The 15979-nt window shown below is 62.3% G+C and carries 14 protein-coding genes and 1 pseudogene; 2 read left to right on the top strand and 13 right to left on the bottom strand.

Annotated elements, in window-relative coordinates:
* Window positions 1–19 precede the first annotated feature (19 nt).
* Both AC3CCE_RS06255 and AC3CCE_RS06260 read left to right on the top strand, forming a co-directional pair.
* Entirely contained in the window at window positions 20–337 is a 318-nt protein-coding gene (locus tag AC3CCE_RS06255) for a Dabb family protein (protein WP_023683219.1), read from the top strand.
* An 89-nt stretch (window positions 338–426) separates the two neighbouring features.
* Window positions 427–1644 (top strand): annotated as a pseudogene (locus AC3CCE_RS06260) (MFS transporter).
* A 12-nt stretch (window positions 1645–1656) separates the two neighbouring features.
* Here AC3CCE_RS06260 and AC3CCE_RS06265 read toward each other — a convergent pair.
* The 13 genes from AC3CCE_RS06265 to AC3CCE_RS06325 all read right to left on the bottom strand — a co-directional run bounded on the left by AC3CCE_RS06265 (window position 1657) and on the right by AC3CCE_RS06325 (window position 15974).
* Window positions 1657–2502, bottom strand: a complete 846-nt coding sequence (locus tag AC3CCE_RS06265; protein ID WP_352624337.1) for an EamA family transporter — start codon at window positions 2500–2502, stop codon at window positions 1657–1659.
* A gap of 7 nt (window positions 2503–2509) precedes the next feature.
* Window positions 2510–3418: an endonuclease/exonuclease/phosphatase family protein gene (locus tag AC3CCE_RS06270; protein ID WP_023710922.1), complete on the bottom strand. Its 909-nt coding sequence runs from the start codon at window positions 3416–3418 to the stop codon at window positions 2510–2512.
* 88 nt (window positions 3419–3506) lie between these two features.
* Window positions 3507–5060 carry a cation:proton antiporter gene (locus tag AC3CCE_RS06275; RefSeq protein ID WP_023695635.1) on the bottom strand — a complete coding sequence of 518 codons (1554 nt, stop codon included), beginning with the start codon at window positions 5058–5060 and terminating at the stop codon, window positions 3507–3509.
* Between the two features lie 149 nt (window positions 5061–5209).
* On the bottom strand, window positions 5210–6274 hold the full coding sequence (locus AC3CCE_RS06280; RefSeq protein WP_023686439.1) for an ABC transporter ATP-binding protein: 1065 nt from the start codon (window positions 6272–6274) through the stop codon (window positions 5210–5212).
* A gap of 30 nt (window positions 6275–6304) precedes the next feature.
* A complete protein-coding gene (locus AC3CCE_RS06285) occupies window positions 6305–7096 on the bottom strand; it encodes an ABC transporter permease (protein WP_023671171.1) in 792 nt (263 codons plus the stop codon).
* Window positions 7093–8007 (bottom strand): ABC transporter permease, encoded by a 915-nt coding sequence (locus tag AC3CCE_RS06290; protein ID WP_023817252.1) that lies wholly within the window; start codon window positions 8005–8007, stop codon window positions 7093–7095. Before AC3CCE_RS06290 ends, AC3CCE_RS06285 begins: the two co-directional genes overlap by 4 nt.
* Window positions 8008–8070: 63 nt before the next feature.
* Window positions 8071–9177: an ABC transporter substrate-binding protein gene (locus AC3CCE_RS06295; RefSeq protein WP_023671169.1), complete on the bottom strand. Its 1107-nt coding sequence runs from the start codon at window positions 9175–9177 to the stop codon at window positions 8071–8073.
* Between the two features lie 238 nt (window positions 9178–9415).
* Window positions 9416–10588 (bottom strand): iron-containing alcohol dehydrogenase, encoded by a 1173-nt coding sequence (locus AC3CCE_RS06300; RefSeq protein WP_023683212.1) that lies wholly within the window; start codon window positions 10586–10588, stop codon window positions 9416–9418.
* Between the two features lie 18 nt (window positions 10589–10606).
* A complete protein-coding gene (locus tag AC3CCE_RS06305; protein WP_352510370.1) occupies window positions 10607–11992 on the bottom strand; it encodes an aldehyde dehydrogenase family protein in 1386 nt (461 codons plus the stop codon).
* A 13-nt stretch (window positions 11993–12005) separates the two neighbouring features.
* The gene (locus tag AC3CCE_RS06310) at window positions 12006–12425 is read right to left on the bottom strand and encodes a type II toxin-antitoxin system VapC family toxin (protein ID WP_031196520.1); all 420 of its coding nucleotides are present in this window, start codon (window positions 12423–12425) and stop codon (window positions 12006–12008) included.
* Window positions 12422–12877 carry a DUF7662 domain-containing protein gene (locus tag AC3CCE_RS06315; RefSeq protein WP_023695631.1) on the bottom strand — a complete coding sequence of 152 codons (456 nt, stop codon included), beginning with the start codon at window positions 12875–12877 and terminating at the stop codon, window positions 12422–12424. The genes AC3CCE_RS06310 and AC3CCE_RS06315 overlap by 4 nt, the downstream gene beginning before the upstream one ends.
* Before the next feature lie 90 nt (window positions 12878–12967).
* The gene (locus tag AC3CCE_RS06320; RefSeq protein WP_352510369.1) at window positions 12968–14338 is read right to left on the bottom strand and encodes a glutamine synthetase family protein; all 1371 of its coding nucleotides are present in this window, start codon (window positions 14336–14338) and stop codon (window positions 12968–12970) included.
* A 79-nt stretch (window positions 14339–14417) separates the two neighbouring features.
* Entirely contained in the window at window positions 14418–15974 is a 1557-nt protein-coding gene (locus AC3CCE_RS06325; protein ID WP_352510368.1) for an amino acid permease, read from the bottom strand.
* Window positions 15975–15979: the final 5 nt, after the last annotated feature.

Here is a 15979-nt window from a genome sequence, read left to right on the forward strand (position 1 = left end):
CACTTGGGAGAACGAACCAATGATCAGACACTGCGTCTTCGTACGCTTCCGCAGCGATGTGCCCGCCACCGAGCGCACCGCAATCCACGCCGATCTCGAAGCACTGCGCTCCGTTGTCGACGGCATGGACACGGTCCATTTCAGCACCAATGTCAGCCCGGAGCCGTTCGCGCGCGGCTTCAGCCATGCCTTCACCATCGACTTCCGCGATGCCGCCGCCCGCGACGCCTATCTCGTGCATGAAGCGCATCAGCGCGCCGGCGCCCGATTGGTCGCAGCGCTCGAAGGCGGCACCGACGGGCTGATGGTGTTCGATCTCGACATTACGAAAAAGTGACCGCGCTTCTTTCGAAAGCCGGCTGACGCCTGTTCTCTTTTGCGCCCCAAGGAACATATCGTTCCCCGGGGGCGTTTAGGAGGAACGTCGTGGCTCTCACCGCGCAGCAGAAGAAAACCGTCCTTGCCTCCTTCCTCGGCTGGACGCTCGACGCTTTTGATTTCTTCCTTCTGACGTTCCTGCTCACCGATATCGCAACCTGATTCAACACTGACGTCCCGGCAGTCTCCAAAGCGTTGTTCCTGACGCTGGCGACACGCTTCATCGGCGCCTTCTTCTTCGGCAGGCTGGCCGACAAATATGGCCGCAAGCCCATTCTGATGCTCAACATCGTCAGCTATTCGGTGATCGGCGCGCTGGCTGCCTTCTCGCCCAATCTCGGCATTTTCCTGGCGCTGCGCGCTCTGTTCGGCATCGCCATGGGCGGCGAATGGGGGCTGGGCAGTTCGCTCGCCATGGAGTCCATTCCGCCCAGTGCCCGCGGCATGGTCTCGGGCATCCTGCAATGCGGCTATCCCACCGGCTACCTTCTGGCGGCCGTGGTTTACGGCGTGCTTTACGAGCAGACGATCGGCGGTTACACGATCGGCTGGCGCGCCATGTTCCTGCTCTCCTTCCTGCCGGCACTTATCGTGCTCTTCATCCGCTCGCATGTGCCGGAATCGCCGGCCTTCGTCGAGGCGCAGAAATCCGTCAGACCTGGCCTTCTTGAAACGCTGCGGAAGCACTGGGGCGTCGCCGTCTATGCGGTCGTGCTGATGATGTTCTTCAATTTCTTCAGCCACGGCACGCAGGACCTCTACCCGACCTTCCTCAAGAAGCAGCATGGCTTCGACCCGCACACGGTGAGCTGGATCACCATCGTCGCCAATATCGGCGCCATCGTCGGCGGGTTGGCGTTCGGCGCACTGTCGGAGAAGATCGGCCGCGTCAACGCGATAACGCTCGCCTGCCTGATTGCCTTGCCCTCGATTCCGCTCTGGGCCTTCAGCTCGACACCGTTCATGCTGGCCATCGGCGCCTTCGTCATGCAGGTCGCGGTGCAGGGCGCCTGGGGCGTCATCCCGGTGCATCTTAACGAGCTGTCGCCCGGCGCCGTGCGGGCAACCTTGCCCGGCTTCATCTACCAGGCCGGCAATCTCGCGGCGTCCTATGGCGGTCCCTACCAGGCCGGCATCGCCGAGACGTCTGGAGGCAGCTATGGCTACGCGCTGGCGCTGTTTGCCGGCGTGGTCGCCGTCTGCATCATCGTCGTCATCCGCTTCAGTACGGAACGGCGCGGACAGGTGATGACGGTGCTCGGCTGAAGTATCAGGCTCTCAGCCCAGTCTGAGGGCCACGACACCGGCGACGATGCCGAGCGCGGCGGCGCCGCGCCAGCCTGTCATCTTCTCGCCGAGCGCGAAAACCGAGATCATCATGGCAAACAGGATCGACGTCTCGCGCAACGACGCCACCGAGGCGATCGGCGCCTTGGTCATCGCCCACATGACGATCCAGTATGCCGCGCCGCTGAGCACGCCGGTGAACAGGCCTGCCTTCCAGTCGCGCGCCAGCACGGGCAGCGCCTTGGGCCCGCGAAAGATGAGGCACAGCACCAGCGCCCACGTGGCATCGCAGATGAACAGCCATGCGGCATAGCTCGTTGCCGTTGCGGCCAGCCGCGCGCCGCTGCCGTCGGAGAGCGTGTAGCTGGATATGAAGATCGAAGTGCCGAGCGCAGAGCCGACCGCCCGCACATTGATCCGCTCCAGATGCGCGCCGCCGCGAAACGACATCACCAACGTGCCGGCCGACAGCAGCAGGATGCCGAGGATGGCGAAAGGCGCCGGCATCTCCTGCACCACGACAACGCCGCCGAGGGCGGTCAAAAGCGGCGCCGTGCCGCGCGCCAGCGGATAGGTCTGGGCGAAATCGCCGGCCTTGTAGGCGCCGATCAGGAAAGTCCGGTAGCCCATGTGGAAAATCACCGAGGCGATGATGAAAGGCCACACTTCGGCCTTCGGAAACTCGACGAAGGGCAGCACGAAAAGCGCGGCAAACCCCATGCCCAGTGTCATCAGCGTGATCGACAGGAAGCGATCGAGATGGACCTTGACCAGCGCGTTCCAGATCGCGTGCATGGCGGCGGCGGCTAGCACCGCGAAGAAGACGAAAAGCGTCATCGAGGGCTCACCGATCTCCTGAGCTCAAAGGCGTTTCGAGATCGATATCGATCCGGACCGGAAAATGGTCTGAAGCGATCTCGCCTATATCGGCACTGACCGAGCGCACACGGTCCGCGAACATACCGCCGACGAAGCAATGGTCGAGCCGGCGTTTTGCCACTTTCCCGTCGATCGTTTTCACATGGGTGTGGAAATCGGCAGCCGGCTCGCTAGCGACGGCAGCGGCATCAACAAAGCCGTCGAGATAAGCTGCCCCGCGATGATAGGGCGTGCTGCCGACGATGCGGCTGTATTCGGCGCTGCCAGGCTCCATGTTGAAATCGCCCATCCAGATCGCAGCTGTCGGGTTCTCCGGCTCGGCCTCGCCGCTGGTCCAGTTGCGCGAAGGCTCATCGTCCGCGCCGCTCCACGGGCCGCCCTCGGACGGCGCGCGGCGATGCTCGGCCAAGAGATAGTCGATCTGCTCCAGCCGCTCCTCCGCCGCGACATGGGCGAGGTGCAGCGACAGGACCCTTACCGGTCCGGCGGGTGTGCGGATCATGCATTCGAGCGCCGCATTGCGGGTGTTGAGCGGCTTGAGCGTGCGGCGCATGGGCAGCGCGTGCAGCCGCGACCAGGCGATCGGCAGCTTCGACAGCAGCATGGTGCCGAACTGGCGGCGGCGGTTGACGACCCGGCCGTCGCGCCGCTCACTGGCGTCCATGTCGAAGGCCGGGCCATAGACCCAGTAATAGCTAGGCAGCAGCTTGGACAGGACCTCCGGCTGGTCGTCCTCATTGGTGCGCTGCCAATGCCGCTCGACCTCCTGCAGCGCGATGATATCGGCGCCGTCGACCAGCTTGGTGCAGCGCGAAAGATCGTAACGGCCATCGCCGCCGAACCCGTACTGGATGTTGTAGCTGACCAGCTTCATTGCTTATCCGGCTCAATTTCGCTTTGGCAGTAGCGGTTCGGCAGATGGGTTGCAATGTACCGGCACGACGGCGGAACTGGGCCAGCGTCTATGATGTGGTCAGCGGCTGGAACCGGCCCGCCGGCGATGCCGCCAGTTCGGCCCAGTCGATCTCTTCCTCCAGCCGGTGGTAGGCTTCGTCGCCGATCGTGCCGTTGCTGCGCAACTCCTCGAGCGTGTCGCGCTGGCGGTTAATGGCATAGAGGCGCAGCCGGTCGTATTCGGTCGCGGCCTGAGCGTCCTCCGGGTTTTCCGCAATCAGGCGCTGCGCTTCATACTGTTCGCGCACGACGGCGGCGGCCGCAGATGTCTTGCGGCTCAGCACGTCCAGTGCTGCCTGCATGATGGCGACGCGCGCCTGCGCCACCTCATTGTCGACGGTTCTATCGGGGTCGAAGTTGATCCAGCGCAGCAGCGGCTTCAGCGTCATGCCTTGCAGCACCAGCGTGCCCAGCACCACCGCGAAGGCGGCAAGCACGATCGGGTCGCGGCCGGGAAAATCGGCCGGCAGCGCAATGGCGACCACCAGCGTCACCAACCCACGCATGCCGCACCAGCCGACAATGACGGCGCCGCCGAATGTCGGCAATTCCCGCCTTGCCTCTTGGCTGCCGAAGCGAGCAAGCCACCGGATGATCGCGACGTAACTCGCCACCCAGACAAGGCGCGCGACGATAACGACGACCAGCACCGTTGCGGCGAAAAGGAATGCTTCGCCTTGCCCGTCGCCGGCCAGCCTGCCAACGATCGTGCGTGCCTGCAGGCCCATCAGCACGAAAGCCAGCACGTTGAGCACGAACACGGCCGACTCCCAGACCGAATAGGTGCTGACGCGGCGTCTCGCCGACGACTGGCGCGGCGCCCTGCGCGCAATGGTCATGGCATAGACGACGATGGTGATGATGGCGGAAAGGCCCAGCCTGTCGGCGATGATCCACACGGCGAAGGTTCCGGCAAACTGCACCACCGTGCTGCTCGCCGCATCCTCGATGCGGCCGAGCGACAGCAGCGAGACGCGGCCAAACAGATAGCCCGCGATCACACTGCCGATCGTTGCCAGCAGGATCACCGGAACGGCGTTGCTGAGCATGATCGTGCCAAGCGCCGCCGAAACCGCCAGCCGGTAGATCAGCAGCGCCGTGGCATCGTTGAGCAGGCTCTCGCCCTGCAGGATGGCGGTAATGCGGTGCGGTACCTTGAACTGGCTGAGCACGGCGGATGCGGCCACCGCATCCGGTGGCGCGACGATGGCGCCGAGCGCGATTGCCGCCGCGATCGGCAGGCCGGCCATCTTCCAGCCGACCAAGGCAACCACCACGGTGGTGAAGACCACGGCGCCTAGCGCCAGCAGCGCGAGCGACAGCCGGTAGCGCTTGAGGTCGCGCAGCGACGTGTCATAGGCGGCGTCGAGAAGCACCGGCGCGATGAACAGGGCAAGCGCCAGCTCCGGATCGATCTCGATCGTCGGCGCACCGGGTACGAAGGCAATCGCGACGCCGGCCAGAGCCAGCAGGGACGGATAGGGAATTTCCAGCCGCCGCGACAGCGCCGTCAGCGCGACGGCAGCCAGAAGCAGGATGAGGGTAAGTTCGAATAGCGCCATGGCCCATCGTAGCGGCGAAGCGGCATCATGGGCAGTGGCTGGATGGCAAGATGCTGTTGATTATCCAGCACTCGGGGTCCGGCAATGATACGGCCGTTCATCGCGCCAGCTTGAATCGACCGCCTCGGTCGCCCCAGGATGCTGCTTTGCTAGTGCAGCACCAGCATATCGCTCGATGAGAACGATATGTCGGCCTTCTCGCCGACAGCCGGCGGTGGCGTTGCCGGGCTGTTGAAGGTGTCGAGCGACACCGTGTTGCCGCCGATGCCGACGCGAACGCGAATGACCGAGCCGAGGAAGTGCACTTCGGAGATTTCGCCCGACAGGCTTGAATCGCGACCGGGCTGGCGTCCGAGCGAGATCGCCTCGGGACGCAGCGCCAGCGACAGCGTGTCGCCCGACTTCGAGCCGTTGAGCTTGCCCTTGAGCGAGACTTCCTGCGTGTTGACTTGCACCGTGCCGGCCGCGGCGTCAGTGACCTTGCCTTCGAGCACGTTCAGCGTGCCGACGAAGTTGGCGACGAACTTGGTCGCCGGCCGGTTGTAGATCTCGAACGGCGTGCCGACCTGCTCGGCCTTGCCGCCATACATCACCGCGATGCGGTCGGAGATCGACAGCGCCTCTTCCTGGTCATGGGTGACGAAGATGGTGGTGATGCCGAGCTTCTTCTGGATCGAGCGGATTTCCTCGCGCAACGACACACGTACCTTGGCATCGAGCGCCGACAGCGGCTCGTCGAGCAAAAGCAGCTTCGGCTTCGGCGCGATGGCGCGGGCCAGCGCGATGCGCTGCTGCTGGCCGCCGGAGAGCTGGTAGGGATAGCGGTCGGCCATCTGCGGCAGCTTGATGATGTCGAGCATCTCGGCCACGCGTCTGTCGATGTCCGCCTTGGGCATGCCGGCGACCTTCAGGCCAAAGCCGATGTTTTGCGCCACCGTCAGGTTGGGGAACAGCGCATAGGCTTGGAACACCATGCCGACATTGCGCTGGTTGGGCTTTAGCCTCGTGATGTCCTTGCCTGCGACGACGATCTTGCCCGCCGACGGCTCTTCGAAACCGGCGACCATGCGCAGCACGGTGGTCTTGCCGCAACCCGATGGCCCAAGGAAGGAAACGAACTCGCCCGGCTCGACATCAAGATTGAAATCTTCGACCACGGTGGTGGCGCCGAAGGATTTTCGCACATGCTGGATGGAGAGGAATGGTTCGGCCATGGCTTTTTCTTTCGATCAGTACTTTGTCGATCAGTTCGGGCGGTTCGCCGATCTCGGCGCGAAACGGGACAGGATCTGGATCAGCGACATACAGCCCCAGGTGATGGCGAAGGCGATGATGGCAAGCGCCGCCGGCTCATAGGCGCGGTTGGCGCCAACGTTTTGCAGATAGGGGCCGAAGGCGGGCCGGTTGAGCAAGCTGGCCATGGTGAATTCGCCAATGACGATGGCGAAGGTAAGGAAGGCGCCCGACAGCACGGCGATCAGCACATTGGGCAGGATCACACGACCAATGATCGTGCCCCAACCGGCGCCAAGGATCTGCGCCGCTTCGGTCAGCGTCCTGACGTCGATGGTGCGCAGTCCGGTATCGACCGCGCGATACATGTAGGGCAGCGCCAGCATTGCATAGCCGATGACCAGCAAGGCATTTGTGCCCATGTCGGTCGCCAGGAACGGCAGCGGCGAATTCGAACCGTACATCCTGATATAGCCGAAGACGATGACGATGGCGGGAATGACCAGCGGCAGCAGCGTGATGAACTCTACGATCGGGCGCAGTTGCGGCAGGCGCAGTCGAATCCAGTAGGCGGCGGGCACCACGATCAACACGCCCAGAATGATGGTGAAGATGGCGGCAAGCACTGAGTAGCCAAAGGTCGCCTGAAAACGAGGGTCGCCAAGCACGATCTGATAGGCGTCGAAGGAATAAGCGCCGCGCCGCATGCGCAAGGAAAATTCCACCGTCGCGATCAGCGGAATGAAGAAATAGGCCGCGCCCAGCCCGAAGACGACCCAGGCCCAGAATTTTCCGGACTTCATTTCAGCCACCTCTCCGAGCGCGTCCGGAACCAGATGTAGAAGACATTGGCCAGCCCGGTGATGACGATCATGCCGAAGGCGATCGCATAGCCGAGATGGGCATTGTGCAGCACGTCACCGCGTATCTGCGCATAGAGCAGGATCGGCACGATGTTGAGTGAAGAGCCGGTCAGCGCATAGGCGGTGGCGATGGCGCCGAAGGCATTGGCGAAGAGCAGGATGACCGTGCCGAGGAAACTCGGCCAGATCACCGGGATGACCACCATGCGCCAGTATTGCGTCTGGGTGGCGCCAAGCGTCGCCGCAGCCTCGCCCCACTCCTTCTTCAAGCCGTCGATCGCCGGCGTGATGATGACCACCATTAGGGGAATCTGGAAATAGACATAGGTCAGCGTCAGGCCCCAGAACGACAGGATGTTGAAGCCGTGCGCGTAGATATTAAGACCGAAAAAAGTGTTCAGCATCACCGTGGCAAGGCCCAGCCGGCCGAGCGTGGCGATGAAGGCGAAGGCCAGCGGTACGCCGGCGAAATTGGAAGCCACGCCGGAGAATGTCAACGTCGCCGAACGTATCCACTCCGGCAGGCCGCCGCGCACGATGGCGATGGCGATGCCGAGACCTGCGAAGGCGCCGATCAGCGACGAGGAAAGGCTGACCTTGAGCGAGATCCAGTAGGCGGCGACAATCGATGGCTGCGCCAGTGCTGCTATGTTTTCGAACGTGAATTCGCCGGCATCGTTCTGGAATGCACCCAGCATCAGATAGAGCGTGGGTAGGATCAGGAACATGATGGCGAAGATGAAGAATGGCGCAACGCCGAGCCATTGCGTCGGCAGTCGCATTGCACGCGCCTCGCTGGGGGGCGCGGTCTTCCCGGCAACTGCGTGATCGGAAAGCGAGATATCTGTCATGCGCCGGCTACCGTCTCCGAGGAACACCGGGCGGCCGCGAGGCCGCCCGGTTGGTTTCAAGCCTTACTTGACGTTGGCGCCGACGACGGCATCCCAGTTCTTGGTGACGGCTTCCTTTGCCTTGCCCTGCTCGTCCAGCGTCGGGAACACCGCGGCAGCGTAAGCCTCGGCCGGCGGCAGCTTGGCCATCACGTCCGCCGGGAGCTTGCCGTTCTTGGCAAGATCGTTGAAGCGGATCGGGTGGCAATAGCCCTTCAGCCAGCCGATCTGGCCTTCGTCGGAGTAGAGATACTCCAGCCAGAGCTTGGCAGCGTTCGGATGCGGTGCGAAAGCACTGATCGCCTGCACATAGACGCCGGCAACGACACCGGTCTTGGGCACGACGACGTCGACGGGCGGATTGCCCTTCAGCGTGTCGCGACCGGCAAGTGCATTGTAATCCCAGGTCACCAGGATCGGCGTCTGGCCTTGTGCCAGGGTCGCCGGTTTGCCGATGACCGGCACGAAATTGCCGGCGGCGTTAAGCTTCTTGAAGAAGTCGAGACCAGCAGTGCCAGCAGCTTCGCCGGCAGCCGCACCACCGGAAATGCCGGCCGCGTAGACGGCCTGGATGGCCTGGTTCGAGGCGCGCGGGTCGCCGGCAAGCGCCACGGTGTTGGCGAATTCCGGCTTCAGCAGGTCAGCCCAGTCAGCAGGCGCTTCCTTGACGAGGTCCTTGTTCACCAGGAAGGATAGCACGCCATAGTAGTCGCCGGTCCAGTAACCATCGGCATCCTTGGCGCTGTCGGGGATCGAGTCCCAGGTCGACACTTTGTAGGGCTGGATCAGGCCGTCAGCCTTGGCGGTCGGGCCGAAGGACAGGCCAACGTCGATGACGTCGGGCGCCTGCGGGCCCTTGTTGTCCTTGTTGGCCTTGATCGCCTCGACCTCGTCGCCGGAGCCGGCATCGGGGTTGAGTTCGTTGATGGTGATCTCAGGATACTTTGCCTTGAAGCCGTCGATGACGGCGCCGTAGCCGCACCAGTCATGCGGCAGCGCGATGGTCGTGAGCTGGCCTTCCTTCTTCGCAGCGGCAACCAGTTCATCCATGGACTGGGCCGACGAGATAGCAGAGGTCGCCATGAGGGCGACGGCCGAAAGGGAAAGCACTTTCCCTGTGAACTTGAACATGTGTTCTCTCCGTTGAACTGGCGTCCTGGACGCCTGCGATGCGGTATCGGTTTCATATGACAGCCAGATGAAAGCTTTTTGAAACTGGCCCCCGGCGGTACGAAAAGTTAACTCTTTTTAACCGGCTGTAGCAATTAGCCTCGACTTAATTTCCCGGCTAATGGTTTATTGCCTTGCTTTTTGCCCCCTTGCCCTTCCTTTCCTTCGTTTTTAGATCACGTCCGGCGCAGAAACCGCCTCAGACAGTGCCGGCGATAGTGTTCTCGAGCAGCGTCAGCGCCGCCTTTTTGGTCAGCCTGACCGGGTTGCCGCCGGCGGTCGGATCGACCACCGCCATGTCGGCGATCAGCCCTTTGCGCTTCTTGTCCATGTCGAGCCCCTTGATCAGATCGGGCAGCGCATGCGGCACCTTCAATTCCTTGCGCAGCTTGATGATCGCTTTGGCAAAGCCGTCGAAGCCACCCTTGATGCCGCAATAGGCAGCGAGCCGGGCAATCCGCTCCTCGATGGAGTCGCGATTGAAGGCCAAGACATAGGGCATGAACACCGCATTCGTCATGCCGTGATGGGTGTCGTAGAGCGCGCCGATCGGATGCGACAGCGAGTGGATGGCGCCAAGACCCTTCTGGAAGGCGGCAGCACCCATGGCGGCCGCACTCATCATGTGGGCGCGCGCGACAAGGTCCTTGCCGTTGGCGTAGGCCTTGGGCAGGTTCTCGAACACCAGGCGCACACCTTCCACCGCAATGCCGTCGGCCATCGGGTGATAGCCCGGCGCGCAATAGGCTTCGAGGCAGTGCGCCAGCGCATCCATACCGGTGCCGGCGGTGATGAAGCCGGGCATGCCGACCGACAGTTCCGGATCGGCAATGACGATTGCCGGCAAAAGCTTCGGATGGAAGATCACCTTCTTAGTGTGCGTCGCCTCATTGGTGATGACGCCGGCACGCCCGACTTCCGAGCCTGTGCCGGCAGTGGTCGGCACGGCTATGATCGGCGCGATGGCATCCGAATTGGCGCGCGTCCACCAGTCGCCGACATCCTCAAAGTCCCAGATCGGCCGCGTCTGGCCAGCCTGGAACGCGATCAGCTTGCCGAGATCGAGCGCTGAACCGCCGCCGAAGGCGATGACGCCGTCATGCTTGCCCTTCTTGAACACGGCGATCCCGGCGGTGAGGTTGGAATCGACCGGGTTCGGCTTCACCTCGGAGAACACGCCATAGGATACCTTGGCGTCGTCGAGGATTTTCAGCGTCGAAGCGACGACCGGCAGTTTCGCCAACCCCGGATCGGTGACGAAAAGCGGCCGCTTAATGCCGGTGGCCGCGAGCACCTCAGGCAGTTCCTTGATGCGCCCGGCACCGAAGCGGACGGTGGTCGGGTAGTTCCATTTGGAGATCAGCTTGGACATGTCTTGTCTTTCAAAAAATCAGATGGCTTCGCGCAGATGGAAGGATTTCGGCCGGGTCAGATTGTCGTAGCCGAGCGCCGAAAGGGCAACGCCTTTGCCGGTGTCCTTGACGCCGGTCCAGACCAGCGCCGGATCGAGGTAGTCGCAGCGGTTCATGAACACGGTGCCGGTCTCGACGCGGTCGCCGATCGCCACCGCATGCTCGATATCGTCGGTCCAGATCGAAGCGGTCAGCCCGTAGGGGCTGTCGTTCATCAGCGCGATCGCCTCCTCGTCGTTGCGCACCTTCATGATGCCGACGATCGGGCCAAAACTTTCCTCGCGCATGACGCTCATCTGGTGGTCGACGCCGGTCAGCACTTCCGGCGCCAGATAGGGCGAGCCGGCCTTGTCGTTAGCCACCTTCATATTGATGTGTGCGATTGCACCCTTGCGCAGCGCCTCGGCCTTCTGCTCGCGGATCAGGTCGGCAAAGCGCGCCTGCGCCATCGGCCCCATTGTCGTCGCCTGTTCCAGCGGATTGCCGACGACATAATTCTTCGTCTCGGCGATGAAACCTTCGACGAACTGGTCGTAGACCTTCTCATGCACATAGACGCGCTCGATGCCGCAGCAGCACTGGCCGGAATTGTAGAAGGCGCCGTCGACCAGATTGGCCACCGCATGGTCGAGCTTGGCGTCGGGCAGCACATAGGCCGGATCCTTGCCGCCGAGTTCGAGCCCGAGCGTCATGAAGGTGCCGGCCGCCGCCTTCTCGATGGCGCGGCCGCCGCCGACCGAACCGGTGAAATTGACATGGTCGATCTTGCCCGAGCCGAGCAGCTTCTCGGTCTGGGCATGGTTGAGCACGACATTCTGGAACACGCTCTTGGGCAGCCCAACCTTGTCGAAAGCCTGCTGGAAACGTTCGCCGACCAGCAGCGTCTGCGCCGCATGTTTGAGGATAACAGTATTGCCGGCCATCAGTGCCGGCACGATGGTGTTGACGGCGGTCAGATAGGGATAGTTCCACGGCGCGATCACCATGACGACGCCGAGCGGATCCTTCTTCACATAGCGTCGGAAGCCGTCCTTCGGGTTGGATGCCGGCACGGATTTCAGCGCGGCTTCAGCGATCTCGACCATGTAATTGGTGCGTTCCCTGACGCCGCCGAACTCGCCGCCATAGCGCACCGGTCGCCCCATCTGCCAGGCGATCTCCGGCACGATCTCGTCGGTCATCGCGACCAGCGCTTCGAGCATCGCCAGCATAAATTTGCCGCGCTCGACGATCGGCTTCAGCGCCCACTTCTCCTGCGCCGCTTTGGCGCGCTCGACCGCGGCATTGATCGCCTGGTCGGTCGCGATCGGTCGCTCGGCATAGATCGAACCATCGATGGGCGATTTGAGTTTTACGGTTTCCAAAGGATGCTCCAGTTTAGCAGGCTAGCGTACGCAGATGGCCGTTGCGGCCATAGCGAAGGATGGGCTCGTCACGCGTCACCAGAACCATGTCCAACGCTCTCGCACTTGCCATCAGTATCCGATCCATGGGATCACCATGAGGCGGACCGGGCAGGTTGGATGACGCAATCAGAATGGCTGGTGAGATAGCGCTGAGCTTTGCCGACATTCGCTCGATGAATCGCTCCACGAAGTCGAGTGGCGCCAATGGCAGATTGAGCCGGCCCTTGGCTACGCCAATTCCGATCTCCCATGCCGACATCGGCGAAAGATACAGACGGCCGTCATAGGCCGCTTCCGAAATCTCCCGGCTTGCGTGCGGATCGATCAGACTATCGTTGGCGACAAAGATCATCGCACATGTATCCAGAAGCAGGTTTGGCTCTTCGCTCATTTACGCACCGCAAGTTTGCCGTCGCGCGCGTCAGCCTCACCGCCCAGATAGCCCCGGTCCCATGGCTCGTCATCGAAAGGTTTGGTGATATCAAATCCGGCTTCGATTGTTATCAGGCCCTTCATGAAACCAAAACCGGGGTGGCGATCCGCGCGCGCCTCCTTTGGCGCGGCAGGCACGCTACCACTGGGCGGCGCCGAAATGGGCACTTTGCGAACGCGGCGAAATACCAGTTTCCCACTCCCTATATTGACGGATTCGGTCTCGAACCCAGCCTCAAGCCACTCCCTTGTCATGGGATTGTTGCTCGGATTGTTGCTCCACCATGCAGGGTATTGCTTCGATGCGGGCAGCGGCAGATTGAGCACTCTCTCGATTTCGGCGAATGACATCGGAACGCGATCGACATTTTGGGCAATGAGAAAGTCCTTGAGCGGCGCATATTTGGACATTGCAAACTCCTCAATGTAGCGCACTGCAGTTTACAGGTACCATATGGCACTAACTTCACTACATTGTCAACATTAAAGCTGTATAAAGTTTTAATACCGCTCGAACCCCCTGTGCAGTTCCCAATCCGTAATGCGGCGGTCGTATTCGAACTGCTCCCACTTTGCGGTGTGGACATAATGTTCGAGCACATCGTCGCCGAGCGCCTGCTTCAGCATCTTCGACTTGGCCAGCGTCTCGGTGGCGTCGCGCAGCGTCTTCGGGATCTCCGGCAGGCGCGAGGCCTGGTAGGCATCGCCGACGAACGGCTTCTGCAGTTCGAGCTTCTCGTCGACGCCGGCAAGGCCGGCGGCGATCAGCGCGGCGAACGCGAGATAGGGGTTCAGGTCGGCGCCGCCGATGCGGCATTCCATGCGGATGCCCTTGGTGCCCTCACCGCACAGGCGGAAGCCGGCGGTGCGGTTGTCCTCGCTCCACATGATCTTGGTCGGCGCGAAGGTGCCGGCCTGGAAGCGCTTGTAGGAGTTGATGTAGGGCGCCAGGAACCAGGTAAACTCCCTGGCGTATTTGAGCTGCCCAGCCGCCCATTGCTGGCCAAGCGTGGACAAAGTCCAGTCCGCCTTCTTGTCGAAGAACAATGGCGTCTTGCCGTCGGCGCTCCACAGCGAATTGTGGATGTGGCTGGAATTGCCGGCGAGCCCGTAATTGTATTTCGACATGAAGGAAATCGACTTGCCTTCGGACTCGGCAATCTCCTTGGCGCCGTTCTTCAGGATGACGTGGCGGTCCGCCATGTCGAGCGCCTCGGCATAGCGCACATTGATCTCTTCCTGGCCCGGGCCCCATTCGCCCTTGGAGTTTTCGATCGGAATGCCCGCCGCTTCCATCTCGTTGCGAAGCCGGCGCATGACGCCTTCTTCCTTGGTGGTGATGCCGATCTGGTAGTCGCCGATATAGGGCGACGCGGTGTCGAGCCCCTGCCAGTGCTTCTTGCGGGCGGAATCATAGGTCTCGTTGAACAGGTAGAATTCGAGCTCCGAGGCGAAGTAGCCGATATAGCCGCGTTCGGTGAGCCGCTTGACCTGCTTTTTCAGGATGGCGCGGGGCGAATGCGGCAGGTCGTCATGGGTGTGGTGGTCGAGCACGTCGCAGATCACCAGCGCCGTCTTTTCCAGCCACGGAATCCGCCGCAGCGTGGCAAGGTCCGGCTTCATGACGAAGTCGCCATAGCCCTTCGACCAGCTCGCCGCCTTGTAGCCCGGCACCGGCTCCATATCGATGTCGGCGGCGAGCAGATAGTTGCAGCCATGCGTCTCGTCATGGGCGGAATCGACGAAGTACTGCGCCAGGAAACGCTTTCCCGCCAGCCGCCCCTGCATGTCGACGATGCAGGCCAGCACCGTGTCGATCTCGCCATTGGAGACCGCTTTCTTCAACTGATCGAACGAGAAATTTCCGGCCATTCCTTTGGCACTCCAGCGCTGGTCGTTGATGACAAAACCATGGCCGGCACGATGCCGGCCATGGCCATGATGGTTTACGTCAGTGGCCGGTTTCGCCGACGGCCTGCTCGGCTGCCTTGATGGCTGCCTGACGCGCCGCGATGATGTCGCCCAGCGGCGGACCCTGGAAGCGATTGCGCTCGAAAGCGAACCAGATAATCGCCGTCAGGATGAAGAAGCCAACGGTGATGTATAACGCCCAATCGTTCGGCGGCTGGATGCCGATGATGAAGATCAGGATCATCGACAGGATCGACAGCACGGCAAACAGCATGAAGATGCCGCGACCCATGTTCCAAGGGCCCATCTTGTCCCACTTCGGCGTTCCCCAGGCCAGCATGCCGAGCACGATCGGCACGGTGAAGGAGAGGAACAGGAAGATGACGGTGCAGGACACGACGATGGTGTAGGCCGAGGTACCGGCGACGGAGACCAGCGTCGAACCCCAGACGAACAGCACCGATAGGACCGACGCCGTCCAGATCGCCGCCACTGGCGTGCGATAGGTCGGGCTGACCTTGGCCAGCGCCGCCGAGCCCGGCAGGCCGCCGTCACGCGAGAAGGCGAAGATCATGCGCGAGGCCGAGGTGACGGTTGCGAGACCGCACAGCAGCTGGGCGATGAACACCACGAGGTAGACGAACTCCTTGAGGCCGGGGCTGACGCGCTGGTCGAAAGCCCAGAAGAAGACGTTCCAGCCCTGCTTGGCGGCGTCGTCCATATTCGGGATCATCAGCACGAAAGCGGCCAGGAACAAATAACCGAAGACCGCCGACCAGATGACCGACATGACCATCGCGCGCGGCACCGATGAGGCCGCCTTGATGGTTTCCTCGGAAGTGTGTGCCGAAGCATCGTAGCCGGTGATGGTGTAGATCGGCAGCAAGAGGCCGAGAGCGAACACCCAGGCGTTCGAGACGGACGGCCAGACGCTGGCGCCGGCCTCACCCGAGTAGTTGTGGAAGGTGAAGAGCCGGCTGAAATCCCAGGTCTCGGCGGAGAACAGGCAGACGACCGCAATCAGGATCGAGCCGAAGAAGATCAGGTAGCCCGAAAAATCGGTCAACCTCGCCGTCAGCTTGATGCCGAGATGGTTGATCAGGGCCTGGGCGCCAGTGATGATGACCAGGAAGATCATCTGATTGGTCAGCGTACCCTCGATGCCGAGCGTCGGCCCGAAGGCGCCGATAAAGAACGTCCAGGTGCCGACGTTGATGGCGCCGAGCACGGTGATCAGGCCGAGCAGGTTGAGCCAGGCCGTCACCCAGCCGGTGCCGCGATTGCCGAGGATCGAACCCCAGTGATAGAGGCCGCCGGCCGTCGGATAGGCCGAGCTGATCTGCGACATGGCGACCGCGAAGGTAAGCGAGACGAAGCAGCCGACCAGCCAGCCGATGCCGATGCCGATACCGCCGGCGCCCGACGTTGCCTGCGCCAGCGAATTGATGCCGCCCGACAGGATGCAGATGATGGAGAAGGAAACCGCGAAGTTGGAGAAGCGGCTTAGCCGCCGCTCAAGTTCCTGGGCGTAGCCCATGGAGTGGAGGTGCTTTACGTCTTCCGCCTTGTCTGTGTCTGAATAACCCGGTGCTGCCATTGTAG

Source organism: Mesorhizobium sp. P160187 (genome assembly GCF_057766425.1).